The sequence below is a fragment of the Janthinobacterium sp. TPC_1 genome (genome assembly GCF_056037845.1).
Genome location: NZ_CP195157.1, coordinates 124,880 through 140,603, shown reverse-complemented (window position 1 = coordinate 140,603; position 15,724 = coordinate 124,880). Strand labels below are relative to the sequence as shown.

Below are 15,724 nucleotides of genomic sequence, written 5' to 3'. Positions count from 1 at the left end.
AAGTGACCAATAGGCGAGGGAAAAGCGCGCTTGTTTTTGCGCCTGTTGCAGTCTCGCCCGTGCTACAGGTCGAGCGCCTGGCGCAGGTCCGGCTGCTCGGCCCAGCGGGCGAAGGCGGCCGCCATGCGCTCGCTTTCCGCGATGGCGCGGCGCCAGTCGCGCATGCGCGCCGCGTGGTCTTGCCCGTAATGGGGGAAGTCGCGCCGGTCCGGCAGTTTGCCGTTCGGCAGGCTGGCCACGAAGGCGGGCGAGGGCGAGACGAGGATCATGTTGTCGAATGCGCTATCGCCGCTGCGCGCGCGGCGCCAGGGCATGGCCTTGTCCAGCCAGCCCGGCACGATATGGTCGGCAAAATGCGGGTACAGCACCAGGTCCGGTTCGCGCTGGTAGGGCAGGTGCAGATGGTAGTCGACCAGGCCGCCGTCCCAGTAGCGCCCGGGTGGCGCGCCGGCGATGTCCGTCACCGCATCGAGCACCAGCGGGATGGAACCGGAGGCCAGCAAGGCGTCGCGCAGGTTGTCTTGCGCCAGCGGCACGAAATGCGAATGAAAGGCGTCGAAGCGCGAACGCAGCCAGCTGGCGCCATCCGGCCCGGCATGGAATACCGCGCGTTCGAGCGAAGCGGCCAGACGCGCGCGCGCCACAGCATTGCCGGCGGCGGCCAGCAGGAAGCCGCGCCGGTCGCGCCACTTGCCCGGCTGCGCCAGCGCGCCGATGCCGCGCACGGCCAGTACCGACAGGCTGTGCTGCGCATGCTGCAGCAGCTGCGCATCCTGGCCATCGAGCACGGCGTCGAGCAGGGCGCGGCAGGTGCGGCTGACGTGCGCCGCCCCGGGCTTGTCGGGATAGCGCTGGCCCACGTATGCGCGCACCAGGCGGCGCTGCGCGGCGACCGGGTCGGGGAACACGGCGGCGGCCATGCGCCAGGCGCCGATCGAGGCGCCGACGAAGTGGCGCGGACGCGGCGCCTGCGCCAGAAAATCGCCGAACAGCCAGCAGTCGAGCTGGTGCAGGATCAAGCCTTTCGGTCCGCCCGCGGCGGCTGGCACGATGGCGACGTCGAGCGCGCGCAAGCCGTTGTCGGCAATGCGGGCGCGGGCGCGGGCGCGGCGGCCCAGGCGGATGGTGATGGCGGACGAATTAAGCAACATGCGTGGGTGGCTGGTGGCGGTCGTTTATTGTAGCGCCATTGCGCCCGAGGGCGCTGCCATGCAAAAAGCGGCGCCGTGCACTGCACGGACGCCGCTTTTCTGCGGGGAGAGCCGGCGATTAACGCAGCGCCGCGATCATCTGCTTCAGCTTGCCGGAATCGACGCAGAAGGCGCGGATGCCTTCGGCCAGTTTTTCCGTCGCCATCGCGTCTTCATTCATCATGAAGCGGAAGGCTTCCTCGTTCAGCGACATTTGCACGATATTGGTCGATGGCGCCGCTTCGGCGCTCAGCTTGCGCTCCACGGGCGCATCGCTGTCGGCCAGCTTTTGCAGCAGGTCGGGGCTGATGGTGAGCAGGTCGCAGCCGGCCAGTTCGAGGATTTGCGAGGTATTACGGAAGCTCGCGCCCATCACCTCGGTCTTGTAGCCGAACTTGCGGTAGTAATTGTAGATGCGGCGGACCGATTGCACGCCCGGGTCTTCCGCGCCCACGTAGTCGATGCCCGTCGATTTCTTGTACCAGTCGTAGATGCGGCCGACGAAGGGCGAAATCAGCTGCGCGCCCGCTTCGGCGCAGGCGATGGCCTGGGCCAGCGAGAACAGCAGGGTCATGTTGCAGCGGATGCCTTCCTTTTCCAGGATGGCGGCGGCGCGGATGCCTTCCCAGGTGGAGGCGATCTTGATCAGCACGCGTTCGCGGGCAATGCCGGCGTTCGAATACAGGGCGATCAGGTCGCGGCCCTTGGCGACAGTACCTTCCGTGTCGAACGACAGGCGCGCATCGACTTCGGTGGAGACGCGGCCGGGGATGGTTTGCAGGATTTCCACGCCAAACGCGATCAGCAGGCGGTCGATGATTTCGGCGGTCGAGGCGTTCGGATGGTCGCGCACGGCCTTTTCCAGCAGCGGCTTGTATTCATCCTTCTGCACGGCCTTCAGGATCAGCGAAGGATTGGTCGTCGCGTCGCGCGGCGTGTAGGCCTGGATCGATTGGAAGTCGCCGGTGTCGGCCACCACGGTAGTAAATTGCTTCAGTTGTTCGAGTTGGTTCATGGCTGGACGGGAAAGAGTGAAAGGGCTTGCCGAAGTATTGTACCGAATCCATCGCAGGTGGGACCCACTATTGTCTTGTCTGTGTACTACTTGTTCAATTGAATCTTGCTTTTTTAAGAACTCGCGCATAATTGGCTGAACTTGTTTATTTTGCACATTGTTTTTATAAGCAATATGCGATGCCACCATTCAGATGAAGAGCATCCTTTTGACACAAGATATCGTTAGCGCATTGGCCGCCTTCAACGGCGCGACACGCCTGTATGCATTGTCCATCGGCAAGGATGACCAGGACAGCGGCCTGCTGGTCGAGGCCTTTGCCAGCGATGATCGGCTGCAGGAAGTCGGCGCGCGCGACATCATCGCCCTGTCCACCAGCGCCCATGTCGCGCTGGCGTCCCTGCTGGGCCAGCCTGCCAGCCTGCATGTCAGCCTGGCCGACGGCACGCGCACGTCCTTTTCCGGCTACATCAGCGCCGCCGCCATGCTGGGCAGCAATGGCGGACTGGCGCGCTACCGGCTGCGCATCACGCCGTGGCTGTGGCTGCTGACGCAGGCGCGAAACAGCCGCGTCTGGCAAGATCGGAGCGTGACGGCCATCGTCGACGAGGTCTTGCAGGCGTATGCGCCGCATGCACTGTGGCGCTGGAGCGACGAGGTCGTGTCGTTCATGCAGGAAGCGGGCGAACGCAGCTATTGCTGCCAGTACCGTGAGTCGGATTTCGATTTCGTGCGCCGGCTGCTGACGGAAGAGGGGCTGGCCTGGCGGTTTGACGGTCAGACTTTGCTCGTCTTTGCCGACAGCAGCCAGGCTTGCGCCACGCCCGAGGACGCCAGCAGCGCGCAAGGCGGCGGCTTGCGCTTTCATGCGCGCGCGCGTGGGCGAGCCGGGCGACACGGTGCAAGCCTTGCGCGCGCGGCGCAGCCTGCAGGTGGGGCTGAGTAGCGTGCTCAGCTACGATTACAAGGCGAAAAAGGCGGTTGCCGCCAGCGTGCCGACGAATATGATTCTTGGCGGCAAGAACGCGCCGGTGCTGGAAAGCTACGATACGCCGGGCCAGTACTGGTATGCGAATGGTGCCCAGGCGCAGCGCTACGCCCGCTTGCAGATGCAGGCCCACGAAGCGCGCGCCCAGCTGTGGCAAGCCCGTTCGACCGTGCGCACCCTGCGCGCTGGCACGCGCTTTAGCCTGACGCAAGGCCCGTTGCAGCCAGCCGACGGCGCCGCGCCCGAGTATGTCGTGCTGCGCGTGGCCAGCATCGGCGTCAACAACCTGCCGCTGCCGGCGCTGGAAGGACTGGCGGAACTGTTCGGCCCGATACCGGAATTGCTGGAGGAAACCGTGGCAGCGTGGGGTGCAGGGTTTCCCGATTTCTCCGCCGCGATTGCCCAGGCGCAAGCCAGCGGTTACGCCAACTGCATCGATATGATCAGTGCGGCGATTCCGTGGCGTCCGGCGCACGATGACGGCGAGGCGCGCCAGCACGCCACGCCGACCGCCCTGGGCAGCCAGAGCGCCATCGTCGTCGGCGCCGACGGCAATGACGTGGCCAGCGGCGCCGATGAGATTTACTGCGACAAGCTGGGCCGGGTGCGCATCCGCTTTCACTGGCAGCAAGAGACTGGCGCGACGTGCTGGGTGCGGGTGGCGCAGCGCGCGGCCGGCGGCGGCATGGGCAGCCAGTTCCTGCCGCGCATCGGCCAGGAAGTGCTGGTGCAGTTCCTGGAAAACGATATCGACCGGCCCGTCATCGTCGGCGCCCTGTACAACGGCCAGGGCGAGGGCGGCACCGTACCCACGCCGGGCGGCATGGCGCGCGATCAGAGCGACGCCGGCGTGTTCCAGCCGGCGCACGACCACGCCATCGCGGGCCAGGGCAATGTGGCGGGCGGCAACAGTCCGCTGTGGCATGGCGCCGCGGGCGCCAGCGCGGCGCACCGCAATGGCGCAGCGCAATGGGGCATCCGCAGCAAGGAATTCGGCAAGGCGGGCAGCGCGGCCGGCTACAACCAGCTGCTGTTCGACGACACCGACCAGCAGGGATGCATCCAGCTGAAAAGCAGCCATGCGGCCAGCGAACTGAACCTGGGCCACCTGATCCATGGCGCCGATAATTACCGTGGCAGCCTGCGCGGCGCCGGCGCCGAATTGCGCACCGATGCGTATGGCGTGGTGCGCGCCAGGGCCGGCCTGCTGGTAAGCAGCTATGTGCTCCGGCACGAGGCCGCGCAACGCGATCCGGCTGGCGACAACGCCGCCGGCATTGCCCTGCTGAAACAGGCGGTGCTGCTGGGCGACACATTCAGCGCTGCCGCCAAGACGCACCAGACGGTGGCCTACGCCAGCCACATCGGCGCCAGCGCGCCGAAATGCCAGCGCGCTCGACGGCCAGGCGGCGCCCTTGAAAGCGATGCTGGCCAGCATTTCCGGCATGCATGAACAGTTGCCGCACACAAAGGACGCCATCATCGCGATCGCCGCCAGGGCCGGACTGGGCGTTGTCGCGGGGCAAGACATGCAACTGGCCAGCGGCGAAACCGTCACCGTGATGAGCGGCCAGGATACCCAGTTCACCGGTGGCGGCCAGTGGCGCGTGCACGCGGGCCAGGCCATCGGCGTGCTGGGCGGCGCCGTCAAGGCCGGCGAGGGTGATGCCGGGGTGCAACTGATCGCGGCCCAGGGCGCCATTGACGCGCAGGCGCAGGCCGACGTGCTCAACGTGCAGGCGCGCGAAGAGGTCAACGTCATCAGCGCCAACGCGCATGTGGACTGGGCGGCGGCGAAAAGCATCCGCCTGTCGACGGCGGGCGGCGCGAATATCACCATCGAGGGCGGCAATATCACGATCCAGTGCCCGGGCAAGATTACGGTGCATGCGGGCAAGAAGAGTTTTATCGGGCCGACACGGCTCGCTTATCCATTGCCGGCGCTGCCTGCGAGCGTCTGCAAAGCGTGTCTGCTGGCGGCGTTGCGTAGCGGTAGTCCGTTTGTTGCACCCACGGCAGCCTAGAAAAGGAGCCCTGATGTACTTTGCCATCGATATTCCTGACGCGGCAGTACCCGACTTGATCGCGCAGCAACTGCTGGCCTTGCGCGCGGAGGCGGCAGCGGCGAACGGCAGCCAGCCCCTGTATCTGCTGGCGCTGCTCGACGGCGCCTGCGACGAGGAGTTTTTCACCAAGCGCTACCCGAGCCGGCTGCGGCGCCAGTCGCTGTATGCGCACACCTCGCTGCAAAACTTCAAGAGCGCCGCACCGCATTTAATGGCGGCGCCATCGACAAGCAGCGAGCAGGCTGCGTGGCTGCAGCGCCTGTTTTCGCTGTGCGCAGGCAAGCCCATGCTCAGCATCATCGCCAGCACGCTCGATATCGGCCAGCTGGAGCAGCATTTGCGCCCCTATTTGATTGCCATCACGCCAGACACCGTCGAATGGCCCGTGCGCTGGGCCGATACGCGCATATTGCCGGCCCTGCTGGCAGCCTTGACTGAAACGCAGTCTGCGCATTTGCTGAGCCCCATCTACCGCTGGTGGTCGCTGCGGCGCGATGGCTCCCTGATCAGTTGGCAGGGCGAGGCGCAGCCCAGTCCCGTCCCTGCGGAGTTTGATAAATTCCCCCTCAGCGACGCCCTTTGCCTCTTTGGTGGATATCGCCGAGGCCGACGCCATCCTGGCCAATCTGCATGATGTGCAGCCGGACCTGTTTCATTCCGGCACCCCGGCCGAGTGTCACGCGCGCGTGGCGCGTCATTTGCTTGTGGCAAAAGCCAGCGGCATCGAGGCGGCGGGCCAGCGTCAGCATTTCAGCGCCTTGGCCTTGATGCTGGCCGACGATTTTACCTCGCATCCGGCGATGGCCAGCCTGTTGCGGCGCACGCGCCAGGGAGCGAATTACCTGTCCGAGCTCGACACGCTGCCCGACGATTTCTGGCAGGCGCGCTCGGCTGCCTAGCCTTGTTTCTTCGACTGCTTACTTTGATAAAAGGAAAAATGATGAAATGGATTATGTATCTTGGCACGGCCTTGCTGCTGAGCGGCTGCGCCCTCAAGGCCAGGCAGGTTGAGGAAGCCGGTCCAAGGACTACCGCGACGGCGCAGGTGGGTATCGTGAATCATACCGGGAATTTCATTTACTCCGCGTCGGTGGATGGGGCCGGAGGGGGGAATATGGACAAATGGGGGGCGGGAGGTGCGAATATTTGCTGTACATCAATCCCGAGAGTATGGCATCCAGGAATGAACGTCTTGGTGCGGTGGGATATGCCTGAAGGGCATACGCATATTGTTAAAGAAAAAATGGTGGAAGTGGAAAAATACGATGAGCCAGGGGATATCTATATGCATTTCTTCCCCAATGATGAGGTGAGAGTCGTCGTGTGTCAAATGCTGGAGGGGGGGCAAAAACTCATCCTATTCTTCACTCCGGAAAACCTGCCAATATTCCTTGATATTATGATCAGTGAAACTCCCAATTCCGCGCCGTTTCCCGTCGATTTTTTTTTAAAGCCGTTGACGAAAGAGCAATCTGAAATTGCCAAGGAGGCATGTGATAAGAAAGATAGCGCGCCGTGCAGTATTCCAGTGAGGGTTGGACTTTTCTTTGATGGAACCAATAATAATCTGGAGCGCGATAGAAATGGGGTTAGGACAGGCGTGCTCGACCCGAAAACAAAGAAGCCTATTCCTATAAGTAATGCTGTAGTCGACGCCAATAGCGCTAGTCATAGCAATGTGGCGCGGCTATTTTCGAGTTTTCCCTCGAATAAACGGGGTGCCGGTTATTTTCGATATTATATTCCTGGCGTGGGGACGCCATTTAAGGAAATCGGTGAGTTGACTGAATCGGACGAAGGGAAGGCATTTGCCAAAGGGGGGCAGCCGCGCATTATATGGGGGCTGTTGCAGGTTATGAATTCATTGCATGCAATGATTGATGGAAAAGGAAATCCATTATATAAAGATGATCAAGCCGGCGAGTTCGCACGTACTTATGATAATGCCGTAGGCCACAAAAAGGTGCCGCATCCCTTAACCGGCAGGGAACGCTTCATGACCCACTCGGACTGGTTCGCTGAGCATATCGAAAAGTTAAAAGCCGCGATCGCGGCACAACCCAAGCCGAATATTCCATCGCTGACTCTGTCCGTATTCGGTTTTTCGCGGGGCGCCGCCGAGGCGGTGGCATTCTGCCAGCTGTTTGCCGATTTGCTCACGCCGGGCAAAGGTGAGGGGCAGGAGTTTGCCGGCATTCTCGCCAGCATCGATTTTCTTGGCGTCTTTGACACGGTGGCAACCGTGGGCAGCTCGGCGTCTGTAGCGAAAACCACGATCGCGCCTGGCGCGATGTTCGATGGCCATTGGGCCTGGGCCAATGAATTGCTCAAGCCGTTGCCGCCCTGCGTCCAGGCAGGCTTGCATTGTATTGCCACGCATGAGCAGCGCATGAATTTTCCCGTCACGTGCCTGACAGGGAAAATCGAGGAAGTATATTTTCCTGGCGTGCACTCGGACGTGGGAGGCGGCTATGGTCCGGGCGAGCAGGGAAAGGGACGCGGCGGACAAGCGGCCTTGCTGTCGCAAATTCCGCTGGCGCATATGTTCAAGGAGGCGCGCCTCAAGGGTGTACCCTTGATACCGTTCAGCGAACTGGAACTTCGCGATCAGGATGATTTCCAGGTCAGTCAAGAGCTTGCCAAGGCATGGGAAGCATATACCGCCGAGCTTAACAAGCAAGGCGGCTTGCTGAGCAAGCACATGGAGCTGTATTACCGCTGGCGCGCCGCGCGCGTCAAGACACTGGAAGCTACGGCCAGCTTCAAGGCGGCCAGCGTGCAGGAGCGGGAAGATCTGGGATCCTACAACCGCTTGCTGGCAGGCGATCTGGAAGCGTTGCGCGCGCGCAAAGCCTTCCGCCACGGCGATGAGGGCCAGCCGTTCAGCGCCCGGGATATTGCGCGCATCAACCACTGGCAATATTATCGGGCCCAAAACCACACGCCCTTGGACAAATGGGAAGAATTTGCGCTCGACATATTCGATCACCCCAAACCGCTGCCGCCCGAAGTGATGCGTTTTTTTGACGACTATGTGCATGATTCCCTGGCCGGATTTTATATGGCTGGCGAAGTGACGGAATACGACAAGCGGGCCAGGATCGCCTCGTTCGCCAATAAACCGCCTAAAGACGGCTTTTATAAACGCGTATATGAGCTCAGCCGGAAGACGGAAGCCGCGCAACTGAAACAAAAGAATGGCGAAGCATTGACGCCGGAAGAGGAAGCGCTGGTCAAGGAAGCGCAGTATGGCACTCCCTATCCGATCCGTACGGATGCCGACAGCGCCGACATGCGTAGCAGGCTGATCACCACGCACGCAAACCTATACACGGCGCGAGGGTGGCGGCTATATCTTGCGCCGAGGCTATTACCCGCAAAGCGGCTTCTTCCGGAAAAGCGTGCACGAAAACGAGCTGCAGCGTATGCCGACGGCCGGTATCCAGGCGAAAGATGCACCCGAAGAATTCGTGTGGAGCGAAAACTTAACACAGGATATTGCGCAAGCCAGACTCGATGAAGAAATTTACCTGGCGCAGCAGCGCTCTGCAGAGCGGATCAATACGCTCGCATAGGGCGTGACTTCAGCGCGGTTGAAGCAGGGTGGACTGATCCGCCGGTTTTATGGATAGCGATGAAATCATGATGATGTTACTCAAGCAACAATTATGGCGATGCCTCTTGCTGGCCGCATGTTTACCCGGCGTCGCCATGGCCGCGAGCATTCAGGCGCTGAATTATTCTTCGCGCGAGGTTAATTACATCGCGGTTGAAAATCCGGGCAATACGAACAGCGGCGGCGGTGGCGATGCGATCGATCCTATGGGCAGGGCGGCATAATATGCTGTTTCAGCGTGCCGGCAAAATGGCATGCGGATTTGAAGGTCGTGGTGAAGTATCAATTTTACCCAGACCCGACCTTGCATCGCGAAACGGTCAGCATTCCGCCGTATCCGAATGGGAAGGCGGGCGATATCTGGCTAATCGTCTATGAAGATGGCAGCGTGGGGGCCGTGGTGTCGCATTACGGACCGAGCCGACCGGAGTGGCCGGGGAAAATCAAGGGGTATCCGGTGCCGACGAAGGAGTATCGGGACGAGCGCCGCAAGGAAAAAATAAAAAGAGAGAAGGCAGCTCTACATTCTATGGAGAATGCATTAGATGGCGATGTGAGCGACCTAACTCCTGCAGAGTTGATGAGATTGAAGGGGGCAATTGAATATAGTAAAAAGCTCATTATTTTTCTTGAGGGAAATGATAAATGACTGCTTTTTTAGTTGATATTTATCAGGCTATAAAAAATGATCCTTCTGATTTCATTTGCTTTTTTTGACGCGAAAAAGGAAAGGCCAACTATTAGCGATTTTGTAAAGAAGCGTGAATGTCCACTTCTAGGTTTCCCGCCCCCATGTGGTGTCAATATTTTTTTGGTTTCTTCTTCGACGGCGCAACAATGATATGAGGCTGGATATGCCGTTTTACTCGTCCAGTAATGTGGCGCGTTTGGATCGTGCATTTCCGGACGCTAAAGATTGCGTGATCGGCTGCATGCGCTTGCACCTTCAACTGCTTGCTTTTATAGAAAATAAAATTGTGAAACGGATTATGTATCTTGGCACGGCCTTGCTGCTGAGCGGCTGCGCCCTCAAGGCCAGGCAGGTTGAGGAAGCCGGTCCAAGGTCTACCGCGACGGCGCAGGTGGGTATTGTCAACCATACGGGAAACTATATTTATTCCGCATCGGTGGATGGGGCGGGAGGCGCCAATATGGCCAGATGGGAAGCGGGAGGAGCCGAGGTTTGTTGTGCATCCATTCCTCGTCGTGTGTGGTATCCGGGAATGATGGTGCTGGTGCGGTGGGACATGCCAGAAGAACATACGCATATTATCAAAGAGAAAATGGTGGAAGTGGAAAAATATGATGAGCCTGGGGATATCTATATGCATTTCTTCCCCAATGATAAGGTGAGGGTTGTCGTGTCAAATGCTGGAGGGAGTGCAGAAAATCATCCTATCCTTCACTCCGGAAAACCTGCCAATATCCCTTGATATGATCATCAGGAAAAATCCCTTTTCGCGCCTTTGCCTGTTGATTTTTTCTTCAGCCGTCGACGCTTGATCAATTAAATTGGCTATTAATTTATAAAAGGGAAATTATGAAATGGATTATGTATCTTGGCACGGCCTTGCTGCTGAGCGGCTGCGCCCTCAAGGCCAGGCAGGTTGAGGAAGCCGGTCCAAGGACTACCGCGACGGCGCAGGTGGGTATTGTCAACCATACGGGAAACTATATTTATTCCGCATCGGTGGATGGGGTGGGAGGCGCCAATATGGCCAGATGGGGAGCGGGAGGAGCCGAAGTTTGCTGCGCATCCATCCCGCGGGTATGGTATCCGGGAGTGATGGTCCGGGTGCGATGGGATATGCCAGAAGAACATACGCATATTGTCAAAGAAAAAATGGTGGAAGTGGAAAAATATGATAGGCCCGGAGATATCTATATGCACTTTTTCCCCAACGACGAGGTGAGAGTGGTTGTGTCAAATGTGGACGGCGATAGTAAAAATCATCCTATTCTTCATTCCGGAAAATCTGCCAATATCCCTTGATATCACGATCAGTGAAAATCCCAATTCCGCGCCTTTGCCTGTTGATTTTTTCTTCAGCCGTCGACGCTTGATCAATTAAATTGGCTATTAATTTATAAAAGGGAAATTATGAAATGGATTATTTATCTTGGCACTGTCTTGCTGCTGAGCGGCTGCGCCCTCAAGGCCAGGCAGGTTGAGGAAGCCGGTCTAAGGACTACCGCGACGGCGGCGCAGGTGGGTATTGTCAACCATACGGGAAACTATATTTATTCCGCATCGGTTGATGGGGCGGGAGGCGCCAATATGGCCAGGTGGGGAGCGGGGGGAGCCGAAGTTTGCTGCGCATCCATCCCGCGGGTATGGTATCCGGGCATGATGGTCCTGGTGCGGTGGAATATGCCTGAAGGGCATACCGATGTTGTCAAAGAAAAAATGGTGGAAGTGGAAAAGTACGATGAAACAGGAAGTATTTATATCCATTTTTTTCCAAACGACGAAGTTAGGGTTGTGGTTTCAATTTATCCCGGATATAGCACTGCTCATCCGATACGTCACTATGGAAAACCGGGAAATATCAATCCTTAGAGGTTTATTGCAATCAATGAAATTCCCCTCTTGCCCCTTTTCCTGGTTTTTCTTAAACCATCTACGACGCGTGGGAGTTCTGTGTGTTCTATTGCCCTATGTGGCGGTAAAGTGAGAAATGACGTAGCATTTTCTATAAGGTGAAAATGATGAAATGGATTATGTATCTTGGCACTGCCTTGCTATTGAGTGGCTGTGCCCTCAAGGCCAGGCAGGTTAATGAAGCCGGTCCAAGGACGACCGCGACGGCGCAGGTGGGTATTGTGAACCATACTGGGAATTTTATTTACTCCGCTTCGGTGGATGGGGCGGGAGGCGCGGATATGGCCAGATGGGGGCGGGGGGAGCCGAGGTTTGTTGTACTTCTATTCCGCGGGTATGGTATCCGGGAATGATGGTCCTGGTGCGGTGGGACATGCCGGATGGACTAAAACATATTATTAAAGAAAAAATGGTGGAGGTGGAAAAATACGATGAGCCGGGAGATATCTATATGCATTTCTTCCCCAATGACGAAGTGAGAGTGGTTGTGTCAAATGTGGACGGTGATAGTAAGAATCATCCCATTCTTCATTCCGGAAAACCTGCCAATATCCCTTGATATTATGATCAGTGAAACTCCTAATTCCGCGCCGTTTCCCGTCGATTCTTTTCTTAAGCCGTCGACGCCAGAGCAATCCAAAATTGCGAAGGTGGCATGTGATAATAAAGATAGCTCGCCGTGCAGTATTCCAGTAAGGGTTGGACTTTTCTTTGATGGAACCAATAATAACCTGGAACGCGATAAAAATGGGATTAGAACAGGCGTGCTCGACCCGAAAACGAAGAAGCCCATACCGATAAATAATGTCGTGGTAGACACCAATGATGCCAGTCATAGCAATGTGGCACGTCTATTTTCTGCTTTTTCGTCTGATAAGCGGGATGCCGGTTATTGCCGATATTACATTCCTGGCGTGGGAACGCCATTTAAGGAAATAGGTGAGTTGACTGAATCGGACGAGGGAAAGGCTTTTGCCAAAGGAGGACAGCCGCGCATTATATGGGGATTGTTGCAGGTTTTAAATGCAGTTCATCGGACTCTTGTTGGTAAGTTACTGTACGAATCAGATGAGGCTGGCGAACTTGCCCGTACTTATGATAATGACGTAGGCCACAAAAAGGTAGCGCATCCCTCAACTGGCAGAGAGCGCTTCATGAGCCACTCTGACTGGTTCGCTGAGCATATTGAAAAACTCAAAGCGGCGATGGCGGCACAAGCGAAGCCGCACATTCCATCGCTGCCCCTGTCCGTGTTCGGTTTTTCGCGTGGCGCCGCCGAAGCGGTGGCGTTTTGCCAGCTGTTTGCCGATTTGCTCACGCCGCCCAAAGATAAGGTGCAGAAGTTTGCCGGCATTCTCGCCAGCATCGATTTTCTTGGCTTCTTCGACACGGTGGCAACCGTGGGCAGCTCGGCGTCTGTAGCGAAAACTACGATCGCGCCTGGCGCGATGTTCGATGGTCATTGGGCCTGGGCCAATGAATAGCTCAAGCCGTTGCCGCCCTGCGTCATGGCAGGCTTGCATTGCATTGCATTGCCACGCATGAGCGGCGCATGAATTTTCCCGTCACGCGCCTGACAGGGAAAATCGAGGAAGTGTATTTTCCTGGCGTGCACTCCGACGTCGGAGGCGGCTATGGTCCGGGGGAGCAGGGAAAGGGGCGTGGCGGACAAGCGGCCTTGCTGTCGCAAATTCCGCTGGCGCATATGTTCAAGGAAGCGCGCCTCAAGGGCGTGCCTTTGAGGCCGTTCAGCGAACTGGAAGCTACGGTGCAAGTTGATTTCCAGGTCAGTCAAGAGCTTGCCAAGGCATGGGAAGCATATACCGCCGAGCTTAACAAGCAAGGCGGCTTGCTGAGCAAGCACATGGAGCTGTATTACCGCTGGCGCGCGGTGCGCGTCAAGACCCTGGAATCCACGGCCAGCTTCAAGGCGGCCAGCGTGCAGGAGCGGGAAGATCTGGGTTCCTACAACCGCTTGCTGGCAGGCGATCTGGAAGCGCTGCGCGCACGCAAAGCCGTCCGTCATAGTGATGAGGATAAACCGTTCAGCGCCCGGGATATTGCGCGCATCAACCACTGGCAATATTATCGGGCCCAAAATCACACGCCCCTGGATGACTGGGAAGCATGGGCGCTGGACATATTCGATCACCCCAAACCGCTGCCGCCCGAAGTGATGCGTTTTTTTGACGACTATGTGCATGATTCCCTGGCCGGATTTTATATGGCTGGCGAAGTGACGGAATTCGACAAGCGGGCCAGGATCGCCTCGTTCGCCGATAAACCGCCTGAAGACGGCTTTTATAAACGCGCGTATGAGCTCAGCCGGAAGACGGAAGCCGCGCAACTGAAACAGAAGAATGGCGAAGCATTGACGCCGGAAGAGGAAGCGCTGGTCAAGGAAGCGCAGTATGGCACTCCCTATCCGATCCGTACGGATGCCGCCAGCGCCGACATGCGTAGCAGACTGATCACCACGCAAACCTATACACGGCGCGGGGGTGGCGGCTATATCTTGCGCCGAGGCTATTACCCGCAAAGCGGCTTCTTCCGGAAAAGCGTGCACGAAAACGAGCTGCAGCGCATGCCGACGGCCGGCATCCAGGCGAAAGATGCACCCGAAGAATTCGTGTGGAGCGAAAACTTAACACAGGATATTGCGCAAGCCAAACTCGATGAAGAGATTTACCTGGCGCAGCAGCGCTCTGCAGAGCGGATCAATGCGCTCGCATAGGGCGTGACTTCAGCGCGGTTGAAGCAGGGTGGACTGATCCGCCGGTTTTATGGATAGCGATGAAATCATGATGATGTTACTCAAGCAACAATTATGGCGAGGCCTCTTGCTGGCTGCATGTTTACCCGGCGTCGCCATGGCCGCGAGCATTCAGGCGCTGAATTATTCTTCGCGCGAGGTTAATTACATCGCGGTTGAAAATCCGGGCAATACGAACAGCGGCGGCGGTGGCGATGCGATCGATCCATATGGGCAGGGCGGCATAATATGCTGTTTCAGCGTGCCGGCAAAATGGCATGCGGATTTGAAGGTCGTGGTGAAGTATCAATTTTACCCAGACCCGACCTTGCATCGCGAAACGGTCAGCATTCCGCCGTATCCGAATGGGAAGGCGGGCGATATCTGGCTAATCGTCTATGAAGATGGCAGCGTGGGGGCCGTGGTGTCGCATTACGGACCGAGCCGACCGGAGTGGCCGGGGAAAATCAAGGGGTATCCGGTGCCGACGAAGGAGTATCTGGATGAGCGCCTTAGGCAGAAATTGAAGAGGGAAAAAGCGACATTACTTACGCTGGAAAGGACATTGTTGCGTGACGTCAATGTTATGTCAGTTGATGACATAAAGGAGACTCAAGAAATAATTGAATTCCAAAGAAAGCTCATCCAAAGTCTGGATTTAGATGGGGATGTGCGATGACAGCTTTTTTGGCTGAAAGCTATTCTTTTGATAAGAATTATCCATCTGACAAAGCCCGTTTTTTTGACGGAACTAATGAAATGGATGAAATTATAGAATTTATGAAGAAGCGTGAATGTCCACTTCCAGGTTTCCCGCCCCCATGTGGTGTCAATATTTTTTGGTTTCTTCTTCGACGGCGCAACAATGATATGAGGCTGGATATGCCGTTTTACTCGTCCAGTAATGTGGCGCGTTTGGATCGTACATTTCCGGACGCTAAAGATTGCGTGATCGGCTGCATGCGCTTGCACCTTCAACTGCTTGCTTTTATAGAAAATAAAATTGTGAAACGGATTATGTATCTTGGCACGGCCTTGCTGCTGAGCGCTTGCGCCCTCCAGGCCAGGAAGGTTGAGGAAGCCGGTCCAAGGCCTACCGCGACGGCGCAGGTAGGCATCGTGAACCATACGGGGAAGTATATTTATTCCGCATCGGTGGATGGTGCGGGAGGGGGGAATATGGCTAGGTGGGGGGCGGGGCTTGCCAATATTTGCTGCACATCCATTCCGCGAGTGTGGTATCCGGGAATGATGGTACTGGTGCGATGGGATATGCCGGAAGAACATACGCATATTGTCAAAGAAAAAATGCTGGAAGTGGAAAAATACGATGAGCCGGGAGATATCTATATGCATTTTTTTGAGAATGGCGAGGTGAGAGTAGTTGTGTCAAATGCTGGAGGGCGTGGAAAAACTCATCCTATTCTTCATGCTGGAAAACCTGCCAGTTTTCCTTGATAGGGAAATTGATAAATTTTCTATTTTTCATCGTTTC

Annotated in this window: 15 protein-coding genes and 1 pseudogene; 14 read left to right on the top strand and 2 right to left on the bottom strand. The window is 57.3% G+C overall.

From position 1 onward, the window contains the following. Positions 1 to 62 precede the first annotated feature (62 nt). Both ACQVLG_RS00655 and tal read right to left on the bottom strand, forming a co-directional pair. On the bottom strand, positions 63 to 1,151 hold the full coding sequence (locus ACQVLG_RS00655; protein ID WP_474292421.1) for a patatin-like phospholipase family protein: 1,089 nt from the start codon (positions 1,149 to 1,151) through the stop codon (positions 63 to 65). Positions 1,152 to 1,269: 118 nt separating this feature from the next. Next, on the bottom strand, positions 1,270 to 2,205 hold the full coding sequence (gene tal, locus ACQVLG_RS00650; RefSeq protein WP_099666887.1) for a transaldolase: 936 nt from the start codon (positions 2,203 to 2,205) through the stop codon (positions 1,270 to 1,272). Between the two features lie 193 nt (positions 2,206 to 2,398). Here tal and ACQVLG_RS00645 point away from each other — a divergent pair. From ACQVLG_RS00645 to ACQVLG_RS00580, 14 genes and pseudogenes are all read left to right on the top strand, one after another. Next, positions 2,399 to 5,217, top strand: a pseudogene (locus ACQVLG_RS00645) (type VI secretion system Vgr family protein). 13 nt (positions 5,218 to 5,230) lie between these two features. Further along, positions 5,231 to 5,893, top strand: coding sequence for a DUF4123 domain-containing protein (locus tag ACQVLG_RS00640; protein ID WP_474292420.1), 663 nt, complete (start codon positions 5,231 to 5,233; stop codon positions 5,891 to 5,893). Continuing rightward, positions 5,850 to 6,158: a hypothetical protein gene (locus ACQVLG_RS00635; RefSeq protein ID WP_474292419.1), complete on the top strand. Its 309-nt coding sequence runs from the start codon at positions 5,850 to 5,852 to the stop codon at positions 6,156 to 6,158. Before ACQVLG_RS00640 ends, ACQVLG_RS00635 begins: the two co-directional genes overlap by 44 nt. A 41-nt stretch (positions 6,159 to 6,199) precedes the next feature. Continuing rightward, the gene (locus tag ACQVLG_RS00630; RefSeq protein WP_474292417.1) at positions 6,200 to 8,779 is read left to right on the top strand and encodes a DUF3304 domain-containing protein; all 2,580 of its coding nucleotides are present in this window, start codon (positions 6,200 to 6,202) and stop codon (positions 8,777 to 8,779) included. Positions 8,780 to 8,883: 104 nt separating this feature from the next. Further along, complete coding sequence (locus ACQVLG_RS00625) at positions 8,884 to 9,099, top strand: hypothetical protein (RefSeq protein ID WP_474292416.1); 216 nt, start codon at positions 8,884 to 8,886, stop codon at positions 9,097 to 9,099. 14 nt (positions 9,100 to 9,113) lie between these two features. Continuing rightward, on the top strand, positions 9,114 to 9,524 hold the full coding sequence (locus ACQVLG_RS00620; RefSeq protein ID WP_474292414.1) for a hypothetical protein: 411 nt from the start codon (positions 9,114 to 9,116) through the stop codon (positions 9,522 to 9,524). A gap of 205 nt (positions 9,525 to 9,729) precedes the next feature. Next, complete coding sequence (locus ACQVLG_RS00615; RefSeq protein WP_474292413.1) at positions 9,730 to 10,308, top strand: DUF3304 domain-containing protein; 579 nt, start codon at positions 9,730 to 9,732, stop codon at positions 10,306 to 10,308. A gap of 107 nt (positions 10,309 to 10,415) precedes the next feature. Further along, a complete protein-coding gene (locus tag ACQVLG_RS00610) occupies positions 10,416 to 10,868 on the top strand; it encodes a DUF3304 domain-containing protein (protein ID WP_474292411.1) in 453 nt (150 codons plus the stop codon). 108 nt (positions 10,869 to 10,976) lie between these two features. Next, a complete protein-coding gene (locus ACQVLG_RS00605; protein ID WP_474292410.1) occupies positions 10,977 to 11,435 on the top strand; it encodes a DUF3304 domain-containing protein in 459 nt (152 codons plus the stop codon). Between the two features lie 331 nt (positions 11,436 to 11,766). Beyond that, positions 11,767 to 12,036 (top strand): DUF3304 domain-containing protein, encoded by a 270-nt coding sequence (locus tag ACQVLG_RS00600; protein ID WP_474292409.1) that lies wholly within the window; start codon positions 11,767 to 11,769, stop codon positions 12,034 to 12,036. A 4-nt stretch (positions 12,037 to 12,040) separates the two neighbouring features. Next, the gene (locus ACQVLG_RS00595; RefSeq protein ID WP_474292408.1) at positions 12,041 to 12,961 is read left to right on the top strand and encodes a hypothetical protein; all 921 of its coding nucleotides are present in this window, start codon (positions 12,041 to 12,043) and stop codon (positions 12,959 to 12,961) included. A gap of 68 nt (positions 12,962 to 13,029) precedes the next feature. Beyond that, positions 13,030 to 14,211: a phospholipase effector Tle1 domain-containing protein gene (locus ACQVLG_RS00590; RefSeq protein ID WP_474292406.1), complete on the top strand. Its 1,182-nt coding sequence runs from the start codon at positions 13,030 to 13,032 to the stop codon at positions 14,209 to 14,211. 49 nt (positions 14,212 to 14,260) lie between these two features. After that, positions 14,261 to 14,908, top strand: coding sequence for a DUF3304 domain-containing protein (locus ACQVLG_RS00585; RefSeq protein ID WP_474292404.1), 648 nt, complete (start codon positions 14,261 to 14,263; stop codon positions 14,906 to 14,908). Next, positions 14,905 to 15,687, top strand: a complete 783-nt coding sequence (locus tag ACQVLG_RS00580) for a DUF3304 domain-containing protein (RefSeq protein WP_474292402.1) — start codon at positions 14,905 to 14,907, stop codon at positions 15,685 to 15,687. The genes ACQVLG_RS00585 and ACQVLG_RS00580 overlap by 4 nt, the downstream gene beginning before the upstream one ends. Positions 15,688 to 15,724: the final 37 nt, after the last annotated feature.

What these genes read in the sequence shown, in the direction of transcription:
- ACQVLG_RS00595 (WP_474292408.1), top strand. Translation starts at nt 12,041, where the DNA reads ATGATCAGTGAAACTCCTAATTCCGCGCCGTTTCCCGTCGATTCTTTT.
- ACQVLG_RS00615 (WP_474292413.1), top strand. Translation starts at nt 9,730, where the DNA reads ATGCCGTTTTACTCGTCCAGTAATGTGGCGCGTTTGGATCGTGCATTT.
- tal (WP_099666887.1), bottom strand. Translation starts at nt 2,205, where the DNA reads ATGAACCAACTCGAACAACTGAAGCAATTTACTACCGTGGTGGCCGAC.
- ACQVLG_RS00630 (WP_474292417.1), top strand. Translation starts at nt 6,200, where the DNA reads ATGAAATGGATTATGTATCTTGGCACGGCCTTGCTGCTGAGCGGCTGC.
- ACQVLG_RS00585 (WP_474292404.1), top strand. Translation starts at nt 14,261, where the DNA reads ATGGATAGCGATGAAATCATGATGATGTTACTCAAGCAACAATTATGG.
- ACQVLG_RS00610 (WP_474292411.1), top strand. Translation starts at nt 10,416, where the DNA reads ATGAAATGGATTATGTATCTTGGCACGGCCTTGCTGCTGAGCGGCTGC.
- ACQVLG_RS00640 (WP_474292420.1), top strand. Translation starts at nt 5,231, where the DNA reads ATGTACTTTGCCATCGATATTCCTGACGCGGCAGTACCCGACTTGATC.
- ACQVLG_RS00605 (WP_474292410.1), top strand. Translation starts at nt 10,977, where the DNA reads ATGAAATGGATTATTTATCTTGGCACTGTCTTGCTGCTGAGCGGCTGC.
- ACQVLG_RS00600 (WP_474292409.1), top strand. Translation starts at nt 11,767, where the DNA reads ATGGGGGCGGGGGGAGCCGAGGTTTGTTGTACTTCTATTCCGCGGGTA.
- ACQVLG_RS00625 (WP_474292416.1), top strand. Translation starts at nt 8,884, where the DNA reads ATGGATAGCGATGAAATCATGATGATGTTACTCAAGCAACAATTATGG.
- ACQVLG_RS00655 (WP_474292421.1), bottom strand. Translation starts at nt 1,151, where the DNA reads ATGTTGCTTAATTCGTCCGCCATCACCATCCGCCTGGGCCGCCGCGCC.
- ACQVLG_RS00580 (WP_474292402.1), top strand. Translation starts at nt 14,905, where the DNA reads ATGACAGCTTTTTTGGCTGAAAGCTATTCTTTTGATAAGAATTATCCA.
- ACQVLG_RS00590 (WP_474292406.1), top strand. Translation starts at nt 13,030, where the DNA reads ATGAATTTTCCCGTCACGCGCCTGACAGGGAAAATCGAGGAAGTGTAT.